The sequence below is a fragment of the Pedobacter humicola genome, from assembly GCF_056490705.1.
In genome coordinates, this window is record NZ_JBWJIG010000001.1 from 523,146 (window position 1) to 540,471 (window position 17,326).

Sequence of the window (17,326 nt, forward strand, 5' to 3'; positions counted from 1 at the left end):
AATTAATAATCATCCGATTCAGGCAAACTGGCCAAAGCCTCTTTTGCCGAACGTTGATTGGTGTTAATACTGTCTTTTTGGATCTTACCGTCCCTTAGCATAATCGTCCTGGTGCTGAAGGCTGCGATATCGGGTTCGTGTGTCACAAAAACAATGGTTTTTCCTTCTGCATTCAGCTCCTGCATTAACGCCATAATTTCGTACGACGTGCGGGTATCCAAATTTCCGGTAGCTTCATCGGCCAGGATCATCACCGGGTGATTCACCAATGCCCTTGCAATGGCCACACGCTGCTGTTGTCCGCCAGATAACTGACTGGGGGTATGATCAAAACGCTCAGCGAGTTTCACCGATTCGAGCGATTTTATGGCTCTCTCTTTCCGCTCATCAGCAGAAATGGTTTTGTTATAAAACAGTGGAAGTTCTACATTTTCCAATGCCGATGTTCTGGGCAATAGGTTGTAAGCCTGAAATACAAAACCGATTTTGGTATTTCTCAAACCGGCCAGCTCATCACGGTTTAAACTCTTAACATCAACACCATCCAGATGATAGGTCCCGTCTGTTGGTTTATCCAAGCAACCGAGAATATTCAGCAAGGTTGTTTTCCCTGAACCACTACTTCCCATAATGGTTACAAACTCACCGGCCTTAATATCGAATGTGATACCTTTTAGTGCCCGAACAGTTTGATCGCCCATTACAAACTCACGTTTTAAGTCGTGTATATCTAATATCTTCTGTTCCATTATTTCCTTCTGTTACCGCCCGGGCGTTTTGGCATGAAAGGACTAGATTGACCCTGACTTGCTGCCTGGCTCTTGCCCATACTTTGTGCCCCTGTAATCACGACATCTGTTGCTGCTAATCCTGATAATACTTCAACATGTGTATTGTCGTTTATACCTGTTGAAATTTTCTTTTGCACCAGTTCCTTTGCACTTTTTTGTACCCATACATAAGCTTCGTTTGCTGCTGCTGGTTTCCTTTCAGGATTTACCCAGGTCATTTGATATTTACCGGCCAAGGTCGAATCCGGGACATATTTTATCGCCTTTGTTGGAATGAGTAGCGCATTATTCACTTCTTTTGTAAAAATGGTAATGTTTGCGGTCATTCCAGGTTTTAGCTTATTCGCATCGTTCGAGGTATTGATAATCGTTTTATAGGTCACCACGTTCGATGAGATGGAAGGGCTTAACCTGATTTCCTGAATGGTTCCTTTAAAAGTATCGTTCAAAAAGGCATCTACGGTAAAAGTTGCCCTTTCACCTTTCGAAATATTACCTACATCAGCCTCATCTACAGATGCTTCTACCTGCATTTTGGTTAAATCTTTTGCAATACTGAAAATGGTTGGCGTACTGAAACTTGCAGCAACGGTAGTTCCTTCACTTACGCTTCTCGAAAGTACCGTACCATCAATCGGTGAATATATGCTGGCGAGTGATAAATTCTTTTGCGCAGAAGCCAGTTGAGCTTTAATGCTGTTAACAGATGCTTTAGAAGCATTGTAAGTGTATAAGGCATTGTCGTAATCGGCCTTGCTTACCGCCCCAACTTTGTACAGATTGCTCTGGCGGCTAAAATTACCCTGCTGGTAAACCAATGCACTTTGGGCACTCACCAAATTGGCCTCATACTGATTTACAGTCGCCTCGAATAAGGTTTTATCCAATTCGGCCAACAGTTGCCCTTTTTTAACTTTTGAGTTGAAATCGGCATAAAGTGTTTTAATGGTTCCCGATACCTGCGTACCTACTGCCACTGTATCAACCGGCTGTACCTTACCTGTGGCGGTAACATTTTCAGATATGTAACCTGTTTTGGGTTTCTCGGTTTCCAGAACCACCACCTGTTCTTTTTTGCGCAAAGCGAAGTACCAAACCGCAAACAAAGCTATCGCGATACCAAGGATAATGAATATTGTTTTCTTTTTCATGATTCAAATATTAAGTTGACTAGGCGGTAGCCATCATCATGTATTTTAGTTAGTTATAGGAACTCCTGTGTAAAAATTATAGATTCTGGTGTATAAGTTTGCAGTGTATTTTGCTTGTACAAAGGCCTGCAAAGCCTGTACATATAAATTTTTCTGTTGCAGGTTTTCTACAATATTGTTAGTGCCTTCTTTTAACGCCGCATTCGAAATCCTTAATGCTTCGCTTGTATAGTTAAACTGTTCCTGCGCAGCAGCATATTGACTGTTTGCATTTTGCACATTAATGTAGGCACGTTCAACATTTTGGGTCAGCGTGGTTTTGGTATCCAGAAGAGATAAACGCGCCTGTTCTATGCTGATATTTGCTTTTGCTACATTGGTTTTCGTTACCCTTCGGTCGAAAATTGGGATCGAAAGTGTTAAACCCAAATTTTGATAAAAGCTGTTGTTCAACTGGTAACCATAACCGCCTACATTATTGTTGCTATAACCTGTGTTCAGTGAACCACCTAAACTCAAAGTTGGGCGTAGTGTTGATTTGGCCTTGGCCAATTCTGTTGTTTGCAGCTGAATATTTATTTCCCCACTTTTAACTTCCGGACGGGTGCGCAATGCCTTATCCTGCGCAGAAGCTAAGTTATCCAGTGCTGGTGCTACTGATACAGTATCTGTTGTACTTACCTCGAAAGCAGTTGTTGTTGGAATTTGCAACAACTGTTTTAATGTTAAGATATTCTGTTGCAGTGTATTTTGAGCGGTAACTAAAGTGTACTTATCGTTAGCATAAGTAGCCTGCAACTGTAAAAGATCTTTTTTGGCAATAGTTCCGAATTTAAGCTGCTGTTCAGATTGTTTTACCTGTGCTTCACTGGTGGTTAACAGATCTTTTAAATAGGTAATATTTTCTCTGGCCAATAAAATATTCAGATAAGCCTGCGTGATAGAAATCGTAATATCATTTTTAGCGGCTTCTACAGATAAATTTGCGGTTTGCAGGTTTAGTTCTTTGGCTTTAATATCATTCTTTAAATAACTTCCGTTATATAAGGTGATATCTGAACTTAAGCCAAAACCACTGGTATTTTGTAATCCAGATTTGTAATTGGTAATAGCCTGCGATACATTTCCGGTTAAATTGGGAAGCACGGCCGATTTTGATGCAATTAAGTTCTGTTCGGCGGTTTGGGCATCTAATTTTAAGGTATTAATACTGATATTTTTCTCCTTTGCATATTCAATCGCAGTTTTTAAATCCCAAACTTTTGGGACTTCTTGTGCTTTAGTTGCATAAGCCGCTACAAGCAAAATGAATATGACAATATATTTGATGTATCTGCGCATGGCGAATAAATTTTGTGTCTCTTTTAGAACTATTGAACACAAAAATATATCCGGTTAAAAGGGTATTTGATCAATTGAGACGAACACCTAAAATGCTGCGACGAAAGCTGGAAACTTTGAGACCACTCAAAATTTGAGATTGAACACGCAAATACATTTACCGCGTTTTTGAACCACATTATACATCAAGACCAGCTGAATTTGTACATTCTTCTATCCAGTCACGATGCTTCGGGATCAGCATCTTTCCTAAATAAAGACCCTGAAATAAATTCAGGGTGACGACCGCATGAGGATCGTTTCTGTTAAACCGTTCGTAATGACGAGCCGCTTTCATTTACAATTAAGGTATGGTTTACCCCACATTTTAAGGCGAAGTTATTCCTTTGATGCCCCACAGGGAAGTCGAAGGCGATTGGGTAGCTGTATTCTTTTATCTTTTCGATCACAATATCATAAATGGTTTTACCAAATTCTTCCCCGGCATCATCCGGTTTTACCTTAAAACCACCAACAATTAATCCTTTTAAGTTTTTCAATTTGCCACTACGTTTCAGATTCCATAACATTCTATCGAAGCTATACAGGTATTCGCCGGTATCTTCTATAAAAAGTATTTTATCCCTTGTATCCAAATCAGAATCACTGCCTGCCAAAGTTTCAATAATACTTAGGTTCCCCCCAACCAAAATACCATCCACTTTACCCATGCGGTTATTGATATTGATAGGAGCGGTGTAGCCCATTTGCTCACCAATTAAAGCATTTTTTATCGACAAAATGGTTTCAATCTGGATCGGCTCTGCTTTGTTCCAATCATCTGGAAAACTATTGCACATTTTGGAGTGGATAGAAGCAATGCCATAATTTTTAGCCAGATGGCAGTGTAAAACGGTAATGTCGCTAAAACCAATAATCCATTTAGGATTTCTTTTGAACAACGTGAAATCAAGTTTATCGATAATCCTTACAAAACCGTAACCGCCACGGGCACACATAATGGCTTTGATCGTGGGATCATCGAGCATTTTTTGGAAATCAATTAGTCTTTCTTCATCCGTACCGCCATAGGTAAAATCGCGTTTGCCAATCGTATCACCCACTTTTATAGTAAACCCCCAGCTTTGCATCTGTAAAACTGAAGGTTGTATCTGTTCCAGTGTAATAAATCCGGCAGGACTCGTTATCCCAATAGTGTCGCCAGGTTTTAAATAAGGAGGTATCTTGAATGATGCACTTTCATTTTCTACAGTATTGGCTAAAGTTTTAAAAGCGGGAAGTATAGTTGAAGCTGCAATAAATGAAGAAAGGAAATGTTTTCTGTTCATCAAAAATAGGAATGTCATGTGATCTGGCTAATATAAGATTTTAATATTCCGTATAAAAGAAAAGGGATTTATATCCATAAATCCCTTTTTTAAACCAAACAAATTAATCTGTAAAAGATTAGTATAATGTGAATTATATAAATAACCAAGAATGAAATAAAATGTTTTGAGATTTAGAAAAAAGTTTTACTATTCTGATCCGATAGCTACTGGATGCAGTGAAGAATCCATTACTTACAAGTTGATCTTTAATATGCTTAATGATTTGGATTGTTCATAGATATGGTTTTCAGGCCACTGTATTTGCTAGACAGCACTGATGGAAACGGAAATACTTTTTGGCTAAATGATATTGTATTGCGGAAACATTCCCAAAAAAATTGAAGTGGACAGCAGGAAAAACCCCTAACTATGAGCACCAAAACTGCGCTTCTAGGTATTGAAAAAACCAAATATGGGTCGGTTAAATTTCTTAAAAGGTAAAGGCTACCCATCGCGGATAGCCTTTGCTAACAACAAAACAAATATAAGATAACCAAATCTTGCCTGATTGAGCAGAATCAGGGTAAAGTGCTATGAGATACACTTCGCGGCCTAGTAATGGATTCGAACCATTGTAAAGAGTTTATGAAACTCCAACCTTCCAATCGGTCAACTGGCCAATGTTTTATATCTGCCTTAACGCTAAATAATCCTTTAACGCTAAAATCTGTTCTTTATTTAAGCTATCTTCATCCGCCGAAACCTGATGTTCATCTTTTTCCTTTTTTAGGGGGTACAGGAGATTCGGGTATTCATCTATAGCTGGATATTGAAAATAGATGGACATGTTTTTAGTGTTTAATGGTTTAACATATTTTTGTTATTGATTAATGTTGAGCAAATATAGAAATAAGTATATAATATCTATGGATTTAGTAGTATTTATTTTGAATTATCTTTCAACTTGTTCATTTTCAGTAAAATAATTTTTAATCCGGTGTTTTTTTATCTGAAAGATATTGGTGAATCAGATATATACTATAAACATGAAGCCGGTTTTTCTTTAAAAGTATGAATAGCCCGGGGCAGTAATCCCGGGAAATTATCGTCCATCTTTCTAAGCCCATAAATTCAATTTCAGAAAAGCTAATTATTTTAAGGATATTTGCAGTTCAAACATTAAAATAGTAATTGTGTCTTTAGATAAATTAAAACTTAGCAAACCACTTGTAGCGGCCATGACTGATGCAGGATTTTTAACACCCAAAGAAATCCAGGTCAGAACGATGTCGCGCATTTTAGGTGGACAAGATGTTATAGCGGTGGGACCAGAGGGTTCGGGAAAAACAACAACTTATGTTTTAGCTACTTTAATGAAATTGAAGTATGCTTTCGAGGAGGCGCCAAGAGCTTTAATTTTAGTGCCTGATGCAGAACATGTAGATCATGTTTTAGAGCAGTTTAAATTATTAAACCGCAATAATACCTTCAGGATTTTAGGCATCGACAGCCGTGGAGCTGTTGATACTCAGATGAACGAAATAACAGATGGTGTAGATATTATTGTTGCGGTGCCTGATCGTGCCCGTGCTCTATATTTGAAACTGGCGCTCAATACCAATAAAATTCAATTATTTATTGTTGATAATGCAGAGCTTATAGTTAAAAAAGGTTTGCAGTTACCTGTTGTAGAATTAGCCAACAGTGCCTATAAATCTCAGCATGTGGTATTTACTGAAGTGATGCACGAGAAATTAAACCATATGATTTCTCCTTTCATGAAGGATTCTGCAACAACAATTGAGGTAGACGAAATCGGAGAAAAGCAGGCAGAGGTTTATCAGCAGATGCTTTACCAGGTGCCAAATTTCAGAACCAAGCTGAATCTGTTAACCCTATTATTAAATGATACAGAGGTTTTTGATAAGGTGGTGGTTTTTGTAAATACACGCTTAACCGCGCAAACCGTTTATAAAAACTTTAACCATACTAAAGAAAACGAAGTTAGTATTTACCGTTCTTTATTTTTTGATGATAAGGGTTATGATGATATTGAAGATTTTAAAGATAATCCGGAAGCCAGGGTTTTAATTGTAGCCAACGAGAATCTTGAAGAACTGGATATTCAGGGAATCCCTTTTATCCTGCATTTAGAATTGCCCGAGCAGAAAGAAACCTTAATTCAACGGATTGTTAAACATGGCGATGAAGATGTGGTAGCCATTACTTTTTCTACCGATATCGAATTGATAGAGGTGAAAAAGATTGAGCAGGCTATTGGTCAAAAGTTAGAAGTAATGGAATTGCCTGAAGATTTGAAAGTGGTTGATGCTTCCGCTAAACCAAAGAAGAAGAAAGGTGGGGAAGAGGAAGAAGATACTGATCGCGGGGCCGCCTTTCACGAAAAGAAAGCCAGTAACTTAAAAAACTACAATTATAGCGCCGGTACTAAAGCTAAAATGACTTATAAAAATAAGAAGGGGCTATCTTAAGGAGGGAGCGTTACCCTGAATTTATTTCAGGATCAATTCTGCTTTTCAGATCCTGAAACGAGTTCAGGAGAAGAGGTTTTCTATAAAATAAATAAAAAAGCTCCTCAGAAATTAATCTGAGGAGCTTTTTCTTTAATCGCTAATTATAACTAGTATAAAGTAAACTCTACACGACGGTTTTGTTGACGGCCAGCTGCAGTTTTGTTAGTTGCAATCGGTTGGTCAGGTCCGTAACCTGTAGCTTCGATTCTTGATGCATTTGCACCTTGAGATACTAAATAAGCTTTTACTGATTCAGCTCTGTCTTTCGATAAACGTAAGTTTAACTCTCTACCACCAGTATTATCAGTGTGACCAGCTAATTTTAAGCTAAAGTTTTTCTCTACCAATAGAGCAGCAACACGATTTAAAGTGGCATACGATTTAGAACGGATAGTTGATTTACCTAAATCGAACTCTAAGTTAGAAATCGCATCTTTAACTACTTTACGATCTTCTTCAGTAATTACCCTTGTTTCTTTAATGATTGTTTTTGGAGCAGCTAAAGGACATCCGGAACCATCAACTACTGTACCTGATGCAGTACCAGGGCATTTGTCGAATTTGTTTGCTACACCATCATTATCGTCATCACCCAGATCTTTGGCATACTGATCTCTGTCGCGCTGTGCATTTTGCTCAGCAGTAGATAAAGCACTTCTTAATTCAGCACTTTCTTCTGCGCTTTGTTTACGTAGGTTAGCCAAAGCACTGTAGTTTTGCAACTGAGGTTTGTCTTTGCTTCCCAATGCAAACTCTAAACCTGCGTGTGCATAGGCAAATCTGCTTTTAGGCAACGATTCAGGAGACTTAATGAAATTCACATCGTAACCTAAATCAATATTGATTCCCTTTGCAACACCTAGTTTAACACCAGCTCCAACAGGGATAAACCAACCTTCTCTGCCGTTACTTTCGCTTACAACTGCACCACTTGTGCTGTAATCAGACGACATATAACCAGCACCACCTTTTAAATAAGGGATTAACACTGCATTTTCGTTGTTGATGTTGATGTTTGCCACATTAAAAACAGCTGTTAAAGCTCCAGACCATTCAACACTTTGTTGAAAGTCGGTAGTTCCGTTTGTAGATTTAATGTTGCCTCTTAAGAAATCTGCCTGCAGACCTAAAGATGGTAAGATCTGTTTTCTAACATTTGCACCGTAACCGATACTTTTAAACTCTCTTGCTCTAACACTTCCCGATCCGAAGATGGTGTTAGGAGAAAGTATTCCGCCGTGTACACCTACACTCCAGGTACGGAAAGATTTTTCTCCGAATCTGGTGCCTGTTGTTGTACTCGTTGTGGTTGGCGTCTCCTGTGCAAATAATTGTGATGATAAACCTAGTAAAGCAACCAACATTGTTGATTTTGTAATTCTCGTATTCATGTTCTTCTATTTTGTAATTATTAGTCTCTTAACAGTTTTTATATCGTACTGTTTTGCTTCGACTAAGAAAAAATCTTGCCAAAAGATAAAATTCACACACAAATAGCATGTTATCAGAAGATTAGCAAGTTAAAATAATTTCACAAAAATGTTACTTAAGAGGAGGGGATACCCATTATTTTGTATATTATTCTATACAGATCTACATTTCGTTATCGGTTTTTTTATTTTTCAGATGGATTTTTCTTTTCGTTTAACAGCATTTCCACGGTCTTTTCGATTCTGCTGAAACGAGTTTTTTCTTGTTTAGCCGTTAAAACCCAAAGTACATATTCCTTCCGGTGGGAATAGGCGAGTTGGTTGAAATACGCTAACGCTTGAGGGGAATTTTCCAAAACAACCTTTAGATCATTAGGAAGTTTAACCGTTTTGTTTACCGGATCTATATATTCGCCAAATTCATTGGTTTTGATATGTTCGTTCCGCATCCCAGATGGTTTTACCTCAGTGATGAATTTTAAACGTAAGGCCGTCCAGGTTTCGTTTACAGCTGCAGATGCGCAGGGAGTTAAACCAAAAGTATCCAGCTCTTCCCAACTTTTCATCAAATCCAGATCAGATTTAATTTTTGATGATTTCTTCGGGTAAAATATCCAGATAATGGTTTTTGTATCAATCTGTTTAAGATTGCTTTGGATTTGTTTATCCAGCTGGTCTTTACTTGTTGAAAAGGCAATCAACACATCGAAATGAGCTTCTTCATTGTATTTCAAATCAATATCTGAAGGAATATCGCCAAATATGGCATGAGCCTGCTCTGGGGCATTAATTACCTTAATTACAGTACCTGGCTTTACCTGAAGCTTTTTTAAAAATAGATTTTCCATTTTACAGTTGAGATTTTAGCCATAGAAGCGCAGAAATACGAAATGTTGCTGTTATAATGTATTATTTCAATCAACTCTGTGTTCTTTGCGGTTAAAAACGATTACAATCTTAATTTAGCAAAGAAATCCCAAAAAACAATCCCTGCAGAAATCACGATATTAAAAGAATGTTTGGTTCCAAACTGGGGAATTTCGATGCATTCATCAATTTTTGCCATCACTTCATCGCTTACTCCATCAACTTCGTTCCCAAAGATCAGGGCATATTTTTTATTTGGATCGGGTTTGAAAGTATTCAACATCGTACTATTTTCAGCTTGCTCAATAGCCACAATCTCGTAGCCCAGATCCCTCAAAGCATCAACAGCCTGTAAAGTATCGGTATAATGAATCCAATCAACAGATTGTGTAGCTCCAAGGGCGGTTTTTTCGATTTCACGGTGTGGTGGTTGTGCCGTAATGCCACAAAGTATTACTTTTTCTAATGCAAAGCCATCCGCTGTGCGGAATACTGAACCAACATTGTGCATACTGCGCACGTTATCCAAAACCACAACAACAGGTAGTTTTTCCTGTGCTTTAAACGCTTCAATATCCGGACGGTTTAACTCGTCTAATTTTAATTTTCTCATTAATTTTTTAAAGGGATTACACCAATGAAGGGATTACACCGATTGGATATCATTCCGGAATTGTATTTATCGTTGTACATCAATGGTTAATATTTTTATAATTTAACTGGTCCGCTACCAATTTCACTGATATAAATTGCAGTAGGGTAACCTATTTTATTTACGTAATAATCTGTTAATTGTTTAGCAAAGTCATCTTCGAAACCTTTTTTCAATAAAGCAATTGCACAGCCGCCAAATCCGGCGCCCGTCATACGTGCACCGATAATATGTTCGTAGCCTGCACAAAAATCGACTACCGCGTCGAGTTCTTTTCCGCTCACCTCATATAATGTTCTTAAAGATTCGTGCGAGGCATACATTAACCTGCCGAATTCTTCCAGATTTCCTGCATTTAATGCTTTAGCTGCCAAATGAACACGATCATTCTCTTTCACCACATGCGTAGCACGGTTTAAAATAATTTCATCCTTAATTAAATGACTATGCAGTGCGAATTTTTCAGCCGTTAATTCGCAAAGATAATGCAGTGTGATTTCTTGGTTTAATAGTTTTAGTGCTTCCTGACATTCTGCTACACGTTCGTTGTATTTAGATTCGGCCAGTTCGCGGGGCTTATTGGTATTAATGATCGCCAGAACATAGTTGCCAAGGTCAACATCAACCATCTTGTACTTTAAGGTTTCACAATCCAAAACAATGGCCTTGTGTTTTTCGCCAAAAGTAACAGCAAACTGATCCATTATACCTGAATTTAAGCCGATAAAATCGTTCTCTACACGTTTAGCAATTTTAACCAGCTCAAGTTTATCATAGCCAAGATCAAAATAGGTATTCAGAGCATAAGCCGTTGCAATTTCGATAGAAGCGGAAGAAGAAAGTCCGGATCCGATAGGAATATTTCCATAGAATAAAAAATCCAATCCGGTAATTTCCTTGCCATCTTTGATAAATTCGTTAATCACACCTATAGGATAATTAGCCCATAAACTGCCATTTTTTTCGTTTATAACGTTACTTTCAACTTCTGTTTGAATATCGAAGTTTAGACTCTTAAATCTGAATTTATGATCGTTGTTTGGCGCAATGGCAAGCCAGGTGCCTAAGGTAATGGCACAGGGCATCACTAAACCCCCATTATAATCGATGTGTTCGCCAATCAGGTTAACACGCCCTGGAGTAAAATAAACCGCATCGGCATTTTTGTGGTATTGTGCTGCAAATTTTTCCGCTAGGTTAATGTTCATTTGGCTAAATTATATTTATAAAAAGCATTAATAATAGTATGTTTGTTTAGGAAACAAAAGCCCTAAGTTACAATTTATGAGCGTTCAGCAAATACCTACAGGAAAAATTATTGATGGCGAAGAAGTTATCGCAATCGAACTCACCAATAGTAAAGGCACATATGTCAAAATATTCAACTACGGTACCATTATCAACAAATTTGTAGTTAAAAATGCCAAAGGTGAAATGCAGGATATCGTTCTTGGTTTCGATACTTTCGACGAATATCTCGATCCGGCTTATTTAGAAAATTACCCCTATTTTGGTGCCATTGTTGGCCGGTATGCGAACCGCATTAAAAATGGCAGGTTTAGCATTGGCGAAGAAACCTATCAGCTGGCGCAGAATGCAGGCACCGATACCCTTCATGGTGGTGTAGTGGGCTTTGATCGAAAAGTTTGGGATATTGTTGAAATAGGTGAAGGATCACAATCATCGGTTACATTCCAATATGAAAGTGTGGATGGTGAAGAGCATTTCCCGGGTAATCTTATCGTCGACTTAACGTTCGAACTCACTGAAAATGATGAGCTGATTTTAAGTTATGAAGCTGAAACTGATAAAGCTACAGCAATTAACCTAACACACCATAGTTATTTCAACCTGGCACCAAATGGTGGAAACATCAAAAATCATCAACAGCAGATCTTTGCTTCAAATTACTTAGAGCAGGATGATAATTATTCGGTAACGGGCAAACTGATTCCTGTTGAAGGAACACCATGGGACTTTACCAAATCTAAAGCAATAGGAGCAGATTGGAATGAGGAAGAAGGGTACGATCAGACATTTGTTCTGGATAAAATTTATGGCGATTTATCCCTGGCCAGCAAAACAATTGAAGAGGATAGCGGTTTAGTTTTAAGCGTATACACCACAGAGCCGGTAGCACACTTATATACTGCGAAATATTTAGGCGTCAAGAACGGAAAAGGCGGAAAAGATTATGAAAGTTACGGTGCCTTTTGTGTAGAAACCCAGCATCATCCAAATGCGGTTAATATACCTGAGTTTCCAAGTACCATTTTAAACCCTGACGATCTCTATACGCAAACAACAATTTACAAAGTCTCACTAAACAAATAAATTATGTTCACGATCGACGACATCCACGCAGCAGAATCAAAAATTAAAACTGGTGCAGATTTCCCAATGTTTATAAAAGAAATCAGGGGAATGGGTGTTAAGCGAAACGATGTTTATGTATCAAACGGCTTGTCGATTTATTTTGATGATGAAGACAATGCCCAACAGTTAAGTCCTGACGGATATCCACCGCTGATTATAAATGATGAAGCATCTGCCGGCAAGTTAACACATGCTTTGGAAATACACCAAAAAGGCGAAACAGATTATTTCACATTCTGCAAACAGGCAGCGGATGCCGGGGTAGAGAAATGGGTTACCGATCTGGACGAAATGACCTGTACCTATTTGGATGCAGAAGGCAATGAATTGGTAAAAGAAAAGATAAGAGAAGTATAATTATATTAAAACATCAAGGCCCGAAATTTAGGGCCTTTTTTATTTATGGAAGATCGTTTGCTCGTAAGTGTAATGTAATGGAGAATTCTTTTCTTAAATCCTTTCCAACACCATTTTTATCGCTTGTTCTACAATTTTGTTGGGCTCCTTGCTAAATTTGAAATTTACACGGCTTGCCAAAATCGCATTTATGGAAATTGCGTTGTGGCCTAAAACTTTGGCCAAAGCATAAATCCCTGCGGTTTCCATTTCCAGGTTGGTAATGCGGTGTTGGTTGCTTTTAAAACTATTGATCAGCCCAATAAAATCGGGAACTGCATTTTTTGCACGCACAATTCTGCCTTGCGGTGCGTAAAATCCAGGTGCCGTGATGGTTATGCCTTTTGCCATATCTTTGCCAATGGTATTTAATAAGGCCTCGCTTGCTGCAGTTAAATAAGGATTTATATTTTTATGATGACCAAAGTGGACTTTAACAGCGTCCATCAGGAGTTGTTCATCACCAGATAATTGCTGAAGATAATAATTCATTAAAGCATCCATCCCTAAGCCGTGCGACGATGCCAGGATGGTTCCCATGGGAATATCAGGCTGAACGGCACCAGATGTACCCACACGGATAATATTTAATGAGGTAAGCGATTTTTTGATTTCACGGGTTTCGAAATCGATGTTTACCAAGGCATCCAGCTCATTAAAAACAATATCGATATTATCTGTACCAATACCTGTTGAAAGTACCGTGACACGTTTTTTACCTACAAAACCGGTATGGGTAATAAATTCGCGTTTACCCTTTTTAAATTCTATCTTATCGAAGTACTTACTTACTTCCCCAACACGGTCAGGATCGCCAACGGTAATTACCGTATCTGCAATATCACCCGGCAAAAGATTTAGGTGGTAGATACTGCCATCAGGATTGATGATTAAGTCGCTTTCGGATATTTTCATATTTATTTATTAAATAGTTTGAAGATATTTTAATTTAACACCTTCAATCTTATCAAATTTACTTAAAACCTGATTGAGCTGTGCCTTTCTAACTTCAAATTTCAATATACATTCTGTATCAAACTGTTGACCTAAAATCTGCAGGTTTTCATCTTTACTCAATTTCATCACGTCATTCATCTGCAGGTAATCGAAATGCGCTTCATAAACATCATTTACGGTTTTAGTGACAATAACAGAAGCTTTAATGGCTTCTATACTAGCTGTTTTGTAAGCGTTAATTAAACCTGGAACACCCAATAAAGTTCCGCCAAAATAACGCACCACTACGATTAATACATTGGTAATATCTTCAGACAATAGGCAGTTTAGGATCGGCCTGCCCGCAGTACCCGAAGGCTCTCCATCATCGTTCACCCTAAAAACATTTCGGTCTGGTGTTAAACGGTATGCATAACAAAAATGATTGGCCTTGTTATGTTCTGCACGAAGTTTAGCAATAATTGGTTTTACTTCTATCTCACTTAGAATTGGATAGACATAACCAATAAACTTACTTCCTTTATCACGAAATATACCTTCTGAGGCACTTTCGATAGTTTTATACGAATCATCGAACAGCATTTTGCGATAATGTAATAAAAATAACGGCTGCAATAGCCAAAATGATACCTGCGTAATTTAATTTGCTCAGTTTTTCTTTAAAAGCAATCACGCCAATCAGTGTCCCTATAATGATTACACCCAAATTCATGGCCGCAAAAACTGTTGATGGGTTTTCTGCCAGTGCTTTGTGGGCTTTCATATAAAAAAGAATATTCCCGAAATTAAAAAGGCCAAGAATAAGTCCGCAAAACAGATTGACAACCTGCAATTTGATTTTACCGGCAATCAGCATCGAAAGCACAATCAGTAAGGATACGATAAATGCGAGGCAAAAGATGGTAAAAAGCGAGGTGGTATAAGGCAGTTCCTTATAGAGTGCAATCTGTTTAAATAGTACATCGATTACACCAAAACCAATAAAAACCATAATAGGGTAGAGTAAGTTCCCTTTATCACCTTCTTTCTGATCAGATTTACGCAAAAAGGTGAGGACAATAGCTGAAAAACCAATGCATAGACCTATTATTTTGAACTGATTGAAATCTTCCTCAAAGATAAAATAAGCAGCCAGTACGGGGATAAATAAGGATAAACGCTGTGCTATATCGGTTTTAACGATCCCGAGGTTTTTAACAGAAGCGGCAAGAAATAGAAATATGGAAGGTAGCAATATCGCTAAGGCAATATAAACAGGCCATGGCGCACTGGCAGTAACCAGTTTAACATCGGGCTTAAAAAAGAGAAAACACAAGATTAATGCCGTAAAATAATTAACAGTAACGGCCTGAATAATGCTGATCTGGTACCGCTTAGCCAATTTTAATAAAATGGCCACGGTAACACTACAGCAAATGCTTAAAATAATGTAAATCATGTATTGATGTCGTTTATATAGATAGAGAGTTTGTCGGTCCCAATTTGGATTTCTTCCTGTAAATTTCCATTAATGGCAGGAGAAGGAACACCATCGTTCCAACTGTTTGATGAGGTAAAAATACGTGCTTCATCCCATAAATTGGCGGTTAAAAATTGATTTAATACATTAGCACCACCCTCAATAATGACTGATTGTACATCCATCAGGTAAAGCTGAAAAGCTATTTTTTGCGCCAAATAAAAGTGCATATCTTCCATCTGGACGTAATGGATATTATCGGTAACATCGGTTTTAATTTCGTTAAAAATAATGGTTTTGGCTTCTTTATTGAAAATATGATTACTGGCAGGTACCTGGAGATTTTTATCAATGATCAAACGAACCGGGTTTTTACCTGGCCATTCCCTTGCAGTCAATTGCGGGTTATCCATAATGGCAGTTTGTTTGCCAATTAATATCGCATCCTCCTCCGTACGCCACAGATGTGCCAGACGTTTAGCTAAAGCCCCACTGATCCATTTCTGGTGACCATCTTTTGTTGCGAAATAGCCATTTGCCGTTTCCGCCCATTTTAAAATGATATATGGCCTCTGTTGCTGTATCCTGGTAAAAAATCTTCTGTTGAAATACCGGCACTCATCATCTAAAATCCCACTTACGACTTCAATTCCTGCATTTTTCAGTTTCTCTATTCCTTTTCCATCCACCCCCGAGAAGGGATCTCTATTGCCAATCACCACCTTTTTTAACTGATTTTTCACCAATAAGTCGGCGCATGGTGGCGTTTTACCAAAATGTGCACATGGCTCGAGGTTAACGTAAGCAGTAGCTTGTTTTAATAAATTTTCAGCTTCATCTCCGTATTTTTCAAATACAGCTTTAACCGCATTGGGCTCGGCATGGGCTTTTCCATATTGCTGATGATAACCTTCGCCGATAATTATGCCATTTGCCACGATTACGCAACCCACCATAGGATTTGGACTTACATTACCAATTCCCAGGGCGGCCAACTCCAGACAGCGTTTTATATAAAATTCATCGCTCATTAGGGCAAAAGTAGTAAAAAAAGCGTCATGGGTTTATCAAAACCGATTTGTTATCATCTCAATTGAGTAATTTTGTATCATGAAAATTGGAGAACTAGCCGCGCATTACGAAGTGGAACTTGAGCCCATATATGAGGGCGATGAGGCGAAAGCGCTATTTAGTATTGCTGCCGAGCAGGTATTGGCCTTATCTCCAGGTAAACTGATTATGCTGAAGGATAGAGATATCAGTTTCATTAACATGCAAAAGCTCTTGAGCATCTTAAATGATCTGCAGATCGGTAAACCCATTCAACACATTTTAGAAGAAGCTCATTTTTATGGCTCCGTTTTTAAGGTAAATGAACATGTACTCATCCCAAGGCCCGAAACAGAAGAATTGGTAGACTGGATGATTTCAGCTTACAGCTCACGGCTGTCAATTGACGATATTAAGAAAATTAGTATCCTTGATATCGGGACCGGATCTGGATGTATCCCGATAACCTTAAAAAAACATTTGCGGAATGCCGAAGTTTCTACATTAGATGTATCGGCGGATGCAATTGTTGTTGCCCGGGAAAATGCTTTACAAATAGGCGTTCAAATCAATTTCATTGAAGCTGATATATTAACTTTTAAATCTAAACAAAAATTTGATATCATAGTCAGTAATCCCCCATATATCAGGGATTTAGAGAAGGTTGACATGCACAATAATGTTTTGATACACGAACCACACCTCGCACTATTTGTGAGTGATGAGAACCCGCTGATCTTTTATAAAGCCATCGCTGAATTCGCCAAAACAAATCTCAAACCAGTCGGGAAGCTCTATTTCGAAATCAACGAATATTTAGGTAATGAAACAGTTGAAATGCTAAAAGATAAGGGGTTTGTAAACATTGAGTTAAGGCAGGATATGCAGGGAAAGGATCGGATGGTGAAAGCTGAAAGTCCGGTATCAGAAGTGAGGGAGCAATAACATCGAAATTCTCTGTTCGTCCTCCTGATCTTATAGCTATCGGATTTGTCAGGGGCTATACTTATTA

17 protein-coding genes are annotated in these 17,326 nt (G+C 38.2%); 4 read left to right on the top strand and 13 right to left on the bottom strand.

Features of this window, described 5'->3' with window-relative positions; translation table 11 throughout:
* Window positions 1-2 precede the first annotated feature (2 nt).
* From AC04Q1_RS02155 to AC04Q1_RS02175, 5 genes are all read right to left on the bottom strand, one after another.
* Window positions 3-749: an ABC transporter ATP-binding protein gene (locus tag AC04Q1_RS02155; protein WP_478361369.1), complete on the bottom strand. Its 747-nt coding sequence runs from the start codon at window positions 747-749 to the stop codon at window positions 3-5.
* A complete protein-coding gene (locus tag AC04Q1_RS02160; protein WP_478361371.1) occupies window positions 749-1,942 on the bottom strand; it encodes an efflux RND transporter periplasmic adaptor subunit in 1,194 nt (397 codons plus the stop codon). The genes AC04Q1_RS02155 and AC04Q1_RS02160 overlap by 1 nt, the downstream gene beginning before the upstream one ends.
* A gap of 45 nt (window positions 1,943-1,987) precedes the next feature.
* On the bottom strand, window positions 1,988-3,283 hold the full coding sequence (locus tag AC04Q1_RS02165; protein ID WP_478361373.1) for a TolC family protein: 1,296 nt from the start codon (window positions 3,281-3,283) through the stop codon (window positions 1,988-1,990).
* Between the two features lie 305 nt (window positions 3,284-3,588).
* Window positions 3,589-4,611, bottom strand: a complete 1,023-nt coding sequence (locus tag AC04Q1_RS02170; RefSeq protein ID WP_478361375.1) for a S66 peptidase family protein — start codon at window positions 4,609-4,611, stop codon at window positions 3,589-3,591.
* A 667-nt stretch (window positions 4,612-5,278) separates the two neighbouring features.
* Complete coding sequence (locus AC04Q1_RS02175) at window positions 5,279-5,440, bottom strand: hypothetical protein (RefSeq protein ID WP_478361377.1); 162 nt, start codon at window positions 5,438-5,440, stop codon at window positions 5,279-5,281.
* Between the two features lie 346 nt (window positions 5,441-5,786).
* Between AC04Q1_RS02175 and AC04Q1_RS02180 the strand changes: the two genes are divergently transcribed.
* The gene (locus tag AC04Q1_RS02180; RefSeq protein WP_478361379.1) at window positions 5,787-7,085 is read left to right on the top strand and encodes a DEAD/DEAH box helicase; all 1,299 of its coding nucleotides are present in this window, start codon (window positions 5,787-5,789) and stop codon (window positions 7,083-7,085) included.
* Between the two features lie 149 nt (window positions 7,086-7,234).
* On the opposite strand, the gene AC04Q1_RS02185 is transcribed toward AC04Q1_RS02180, so the two are convergent.
* From AC04Q1_RS02185 to AC04Q1_RS02200, 4 genes are all read right to left on the bottom strand, one after another.
* Complete coding sequence (locus tag AC04Q1_RS02185; RefSeq protein ID WP_478361381.1) at window positions 7,235-8,518, bottom strand: OmpA family protein; 1,284 nt, start codon at window positions 8,516-8,518, stop codon at window positions 7,235-7,237.
* A 224-nt stretch (window positions 8,519-8,742) separates the two neighbouring features.
* On the bottom strand, window positions 8,743-9,405 hold the full coding sequence (locus tag AC04Q1_RS02190; RefSeq protein ID WP_478361383.1) for a YdeI/OmpD-associated family protein: 663 nt from the start codon (window positions 9,403-9,405) through the stop codon (window positions 8,743-8,745).
* Between the two features lie 101 nt (window positions 9,406-9,506).
* Window positions 9,507-10,037, bottom strand: coding sequence for an RNA methyltransferase (locus AC04Q1_RS02195; RefSeq protein ID WP_478361385.1), 531 nt, complete (start codon window positions 10,035-10,037; stop codon window positions 9,507-9,509).
* Window positions 10,038-10,132: 95 nt separating this feature from the next.
* Entirely contained in the window at window positions 10,133-11,284 is a 1,152-nt protein-coding gene (locus AC04Q1_RS02200; protein ID WP_478361387.1) for a galactokinase, read from the bottom strand.
* Between the two features lie 76 nt (window positions 11,285-11,360).
* On the opposite strand from AC04Q1_RS02200, the gene AC04Q1_RS02205 reads away from it, so the two are divergent.
* Both AC04Q1_RS02205 and AC04Q1_RS02210 read left to right on the top strand, forming a co-directional pair.
* Window positions 11,361-12,410 (top strand): aldose epimerase family protein, encoded by a 1,050-nt coding sequence (locus AC04Q1_RS02205; protein WP_478361389.1) that lies wholly within the window; start codon window positions 11,361-11,363, stop codon window positions 12,408-12,410.
* Between the two features lie 3 nt (window positions 12,411-12,413).
* Window positions 12,414-12,809, top strand: coding sequence for a DUF1398 domain-containing protein (locus AC04Q1_RS02210; RefSeq protein WP_478361391.1), 396 nt, complete (start codon window positions 12,414-12,416; stop codon window positions 12,807-12,809).
* Window positions 12,810-12,902: 93 nt separating this feature from the next.
* Here AC04Q1_RS02210 and AC04Q1_RS02215 read toward each other — a convergent pair whose 3' ends face one another.
* The 4 genes from AC04Q1_RS02215 to ribD are packed head-to-tail and all read right to left on the bottom strand — an operon-like array spanning window position 12,903 to window position 16,295.
* Window positions 12,903-13,763 (bottom strand): nucleoside phosphorylase, encoded by an 861-nt coding sequence (locus tag AC04Q1_RS02215; protein WP_478361393.1) that lies wholly within the window; start codon window positions 13,761-13,763, stop codon window positions 12,903-12,905.
* Window positions 13,764-13,772: 9 nt separating this feature from the next.
* Window positions 13,773-14,387: an IMPACT family protein gene (locus tag AC04Q1_RS02220; protein WP_478361395.1), complete on the bottom strand. Its 615-nt coding sequence runs from the start codon at window positions 14,385-14,387 to the stop codon at window positions 13,773-13,775.
* Window positions 14,374-15,243: an EamA family transporter gene (locus tag AC04Q1_RS02225; protein ID WP_478361397.1), complete on the bottom strand. Its 870-nt coding sequence runs from the start codon at window positions 15,241-15,243 to the stop codon at window positions 14,374-14,376. The genes AC04Q1_RS02220 and AC04Q1_RS02225 overlap by 14 nt, the downstream gene beginning before the upstream one ends.
* Window positions 15,240-16,295 (bottom strand): bifunctional diaminohydroxyphosphoribosylaminopyrimidine deaminase/5-amino-6-(5-phosphoribosylamino)uracil reductase RibD, encoded by a 1,056-nt coding sequence (gene ribD, locus AC04Q1_RS02230; RefSeq protein WP_478361398.1) that lies wholly within the window; start codon window positions 16,293-16,295, stop codon window positions 15,240-15,242. Before ribD ends, AC04Q1_RS02225 begins: the two co-directional genes overlap by 4 nt.
* A gap of 79 nt (window positions 16,296-16,374) precedes the next feature.
* Here ribD and prmC point away from each other — a divergent pair, with 79 nt between their 5' ends.
* The gene (gene prmC, locus AC04Q1_RS02235; RefSeq protein ID WP_478361400.1) at window positions 16,375-17,259 is read left to right on the top strand and encodes a peptide chain release factor N(5)-glutamine methyltransferase; all 885 of its coding nucleotides are present in this window, start codon (window positions 16,375-16,377) and stop codon (window positions 17,257-17,259) included.
* The last annotated feature ends 67 nt before the right edge of the window (window positions 17,260-17,326 follow it).

Bases quoted from the DNA above. Each gene is read 5' to 3' on its own strand.
- AC04Q1_RS02155 (WP_478361369.1), bottom strand. From the start codon at position 749: ATGGAACAGAAGATATTAGATATACACGACTTAAAACGTGAGTTTGTA.
- AC04Q1_RS02160 (WP_478361371.1), bottom strand. From the start codon at position 1,942: ATGAAAAAGAAAACAATATTCATTATCCTTGGTATCGCGATAGCTTTG.
- AC04Q1_RS02165 (WP_478361373.1), bottom strand. From the start codon at position 3,283: ATGCGCAGATACATCAAATATATTGTCATATTCATTTTGCTTGTAGCG.
- AC04Q1_RS02170 (WP_478361375.1), bottom strand. From the start codon at position 4,611: ATGAACAGAAAACATTTCCTTTCTTCATTTATTGCAGCTTCAACTATA.
- AC04Q1_RS02175 (WP_478361377.1), bottom strand. From the start codon at position 5,440: ATGTCCATCTATTTTCAATATCCAGCTATAGATGAATACCCGAATCTC.
- AC04Q1_RS02185 (WP_478361381.1), bottom strand. From the start codon at position 8,518: ATGAATACGAGAATTACAAAATCAACAATGTTGGTTGCTTTACTAGGT.
- AC04Q1_RS02190 (WP_478361383.1), bottom strand. From the start codon at position 9,405: ATGGAAAATCTATTTTTAAAAAAGCTTCAGGTAAAGCCAGGTACTGTA.
- AC04Q1_RS02195 (WP_478361385.1), bottom strand. From the start codon at position 10,037: ATGAGAAAATTAAAATTAGACGAGTTAAACCGTCCGGATATTGAAGCG.
- AC04Q1_RS02200 (WP_478361387.1), bottom strand. From the start codon at position 11,284: ATGAACATTAACCTAGCGGAAAAATTTGCAGCACAATACCACAAAAAT.
- AC04Q1_RS02205 (WP_478361389.1), top strand. From the start codon at position 11,361: ATGAGCGTTCAGCAAATACCTACAGGAAAAATTATTGATGGCGAAGAA.
- AC04Q1_RS02210 (WP_478361391.1), top strand. From the start codon at position 12,414: ATGTTCACGATCGACGACATCCACGCAGCAGAATCAAAAATTAAAACT.
- AC04Q1_RS02215 (WP_478361393.1), bottom strand. From the start codon at position 13,763: ATGAAAATATCCGAAAGCGACTTAATCATCAATCCTGATGGCAGTATC.
- AC04Q1_RS02220 (WP_478361395.1), bottom strand. From the start codon at position 14,387: ATGCTGTTCGATGATTCGTATAAAACTATCGAAAGTGCCTCAGAAGGT.
- AC04Q1_RS02225 (WP_478361397.1), bottom strand. From the start codon at position 15,243: ATGATTTACATTATTTTAAGCATTTGCTGTAGTGTTACCGTGGCCATT.
- ribD (WP_478361398.1), bottom strand. From the start codon at position 16,295: ATGAGCGATGAATTTTATATAAAACGCTGTCTGGAGTTGGCCGCCCTG.
- prmC (WP_478361400.1), top strand. From the start codon at position 16,375: ATGAAAATTGGAGAACTAGCCGCGCATTACGAAGTGGAACTTGAGCCC.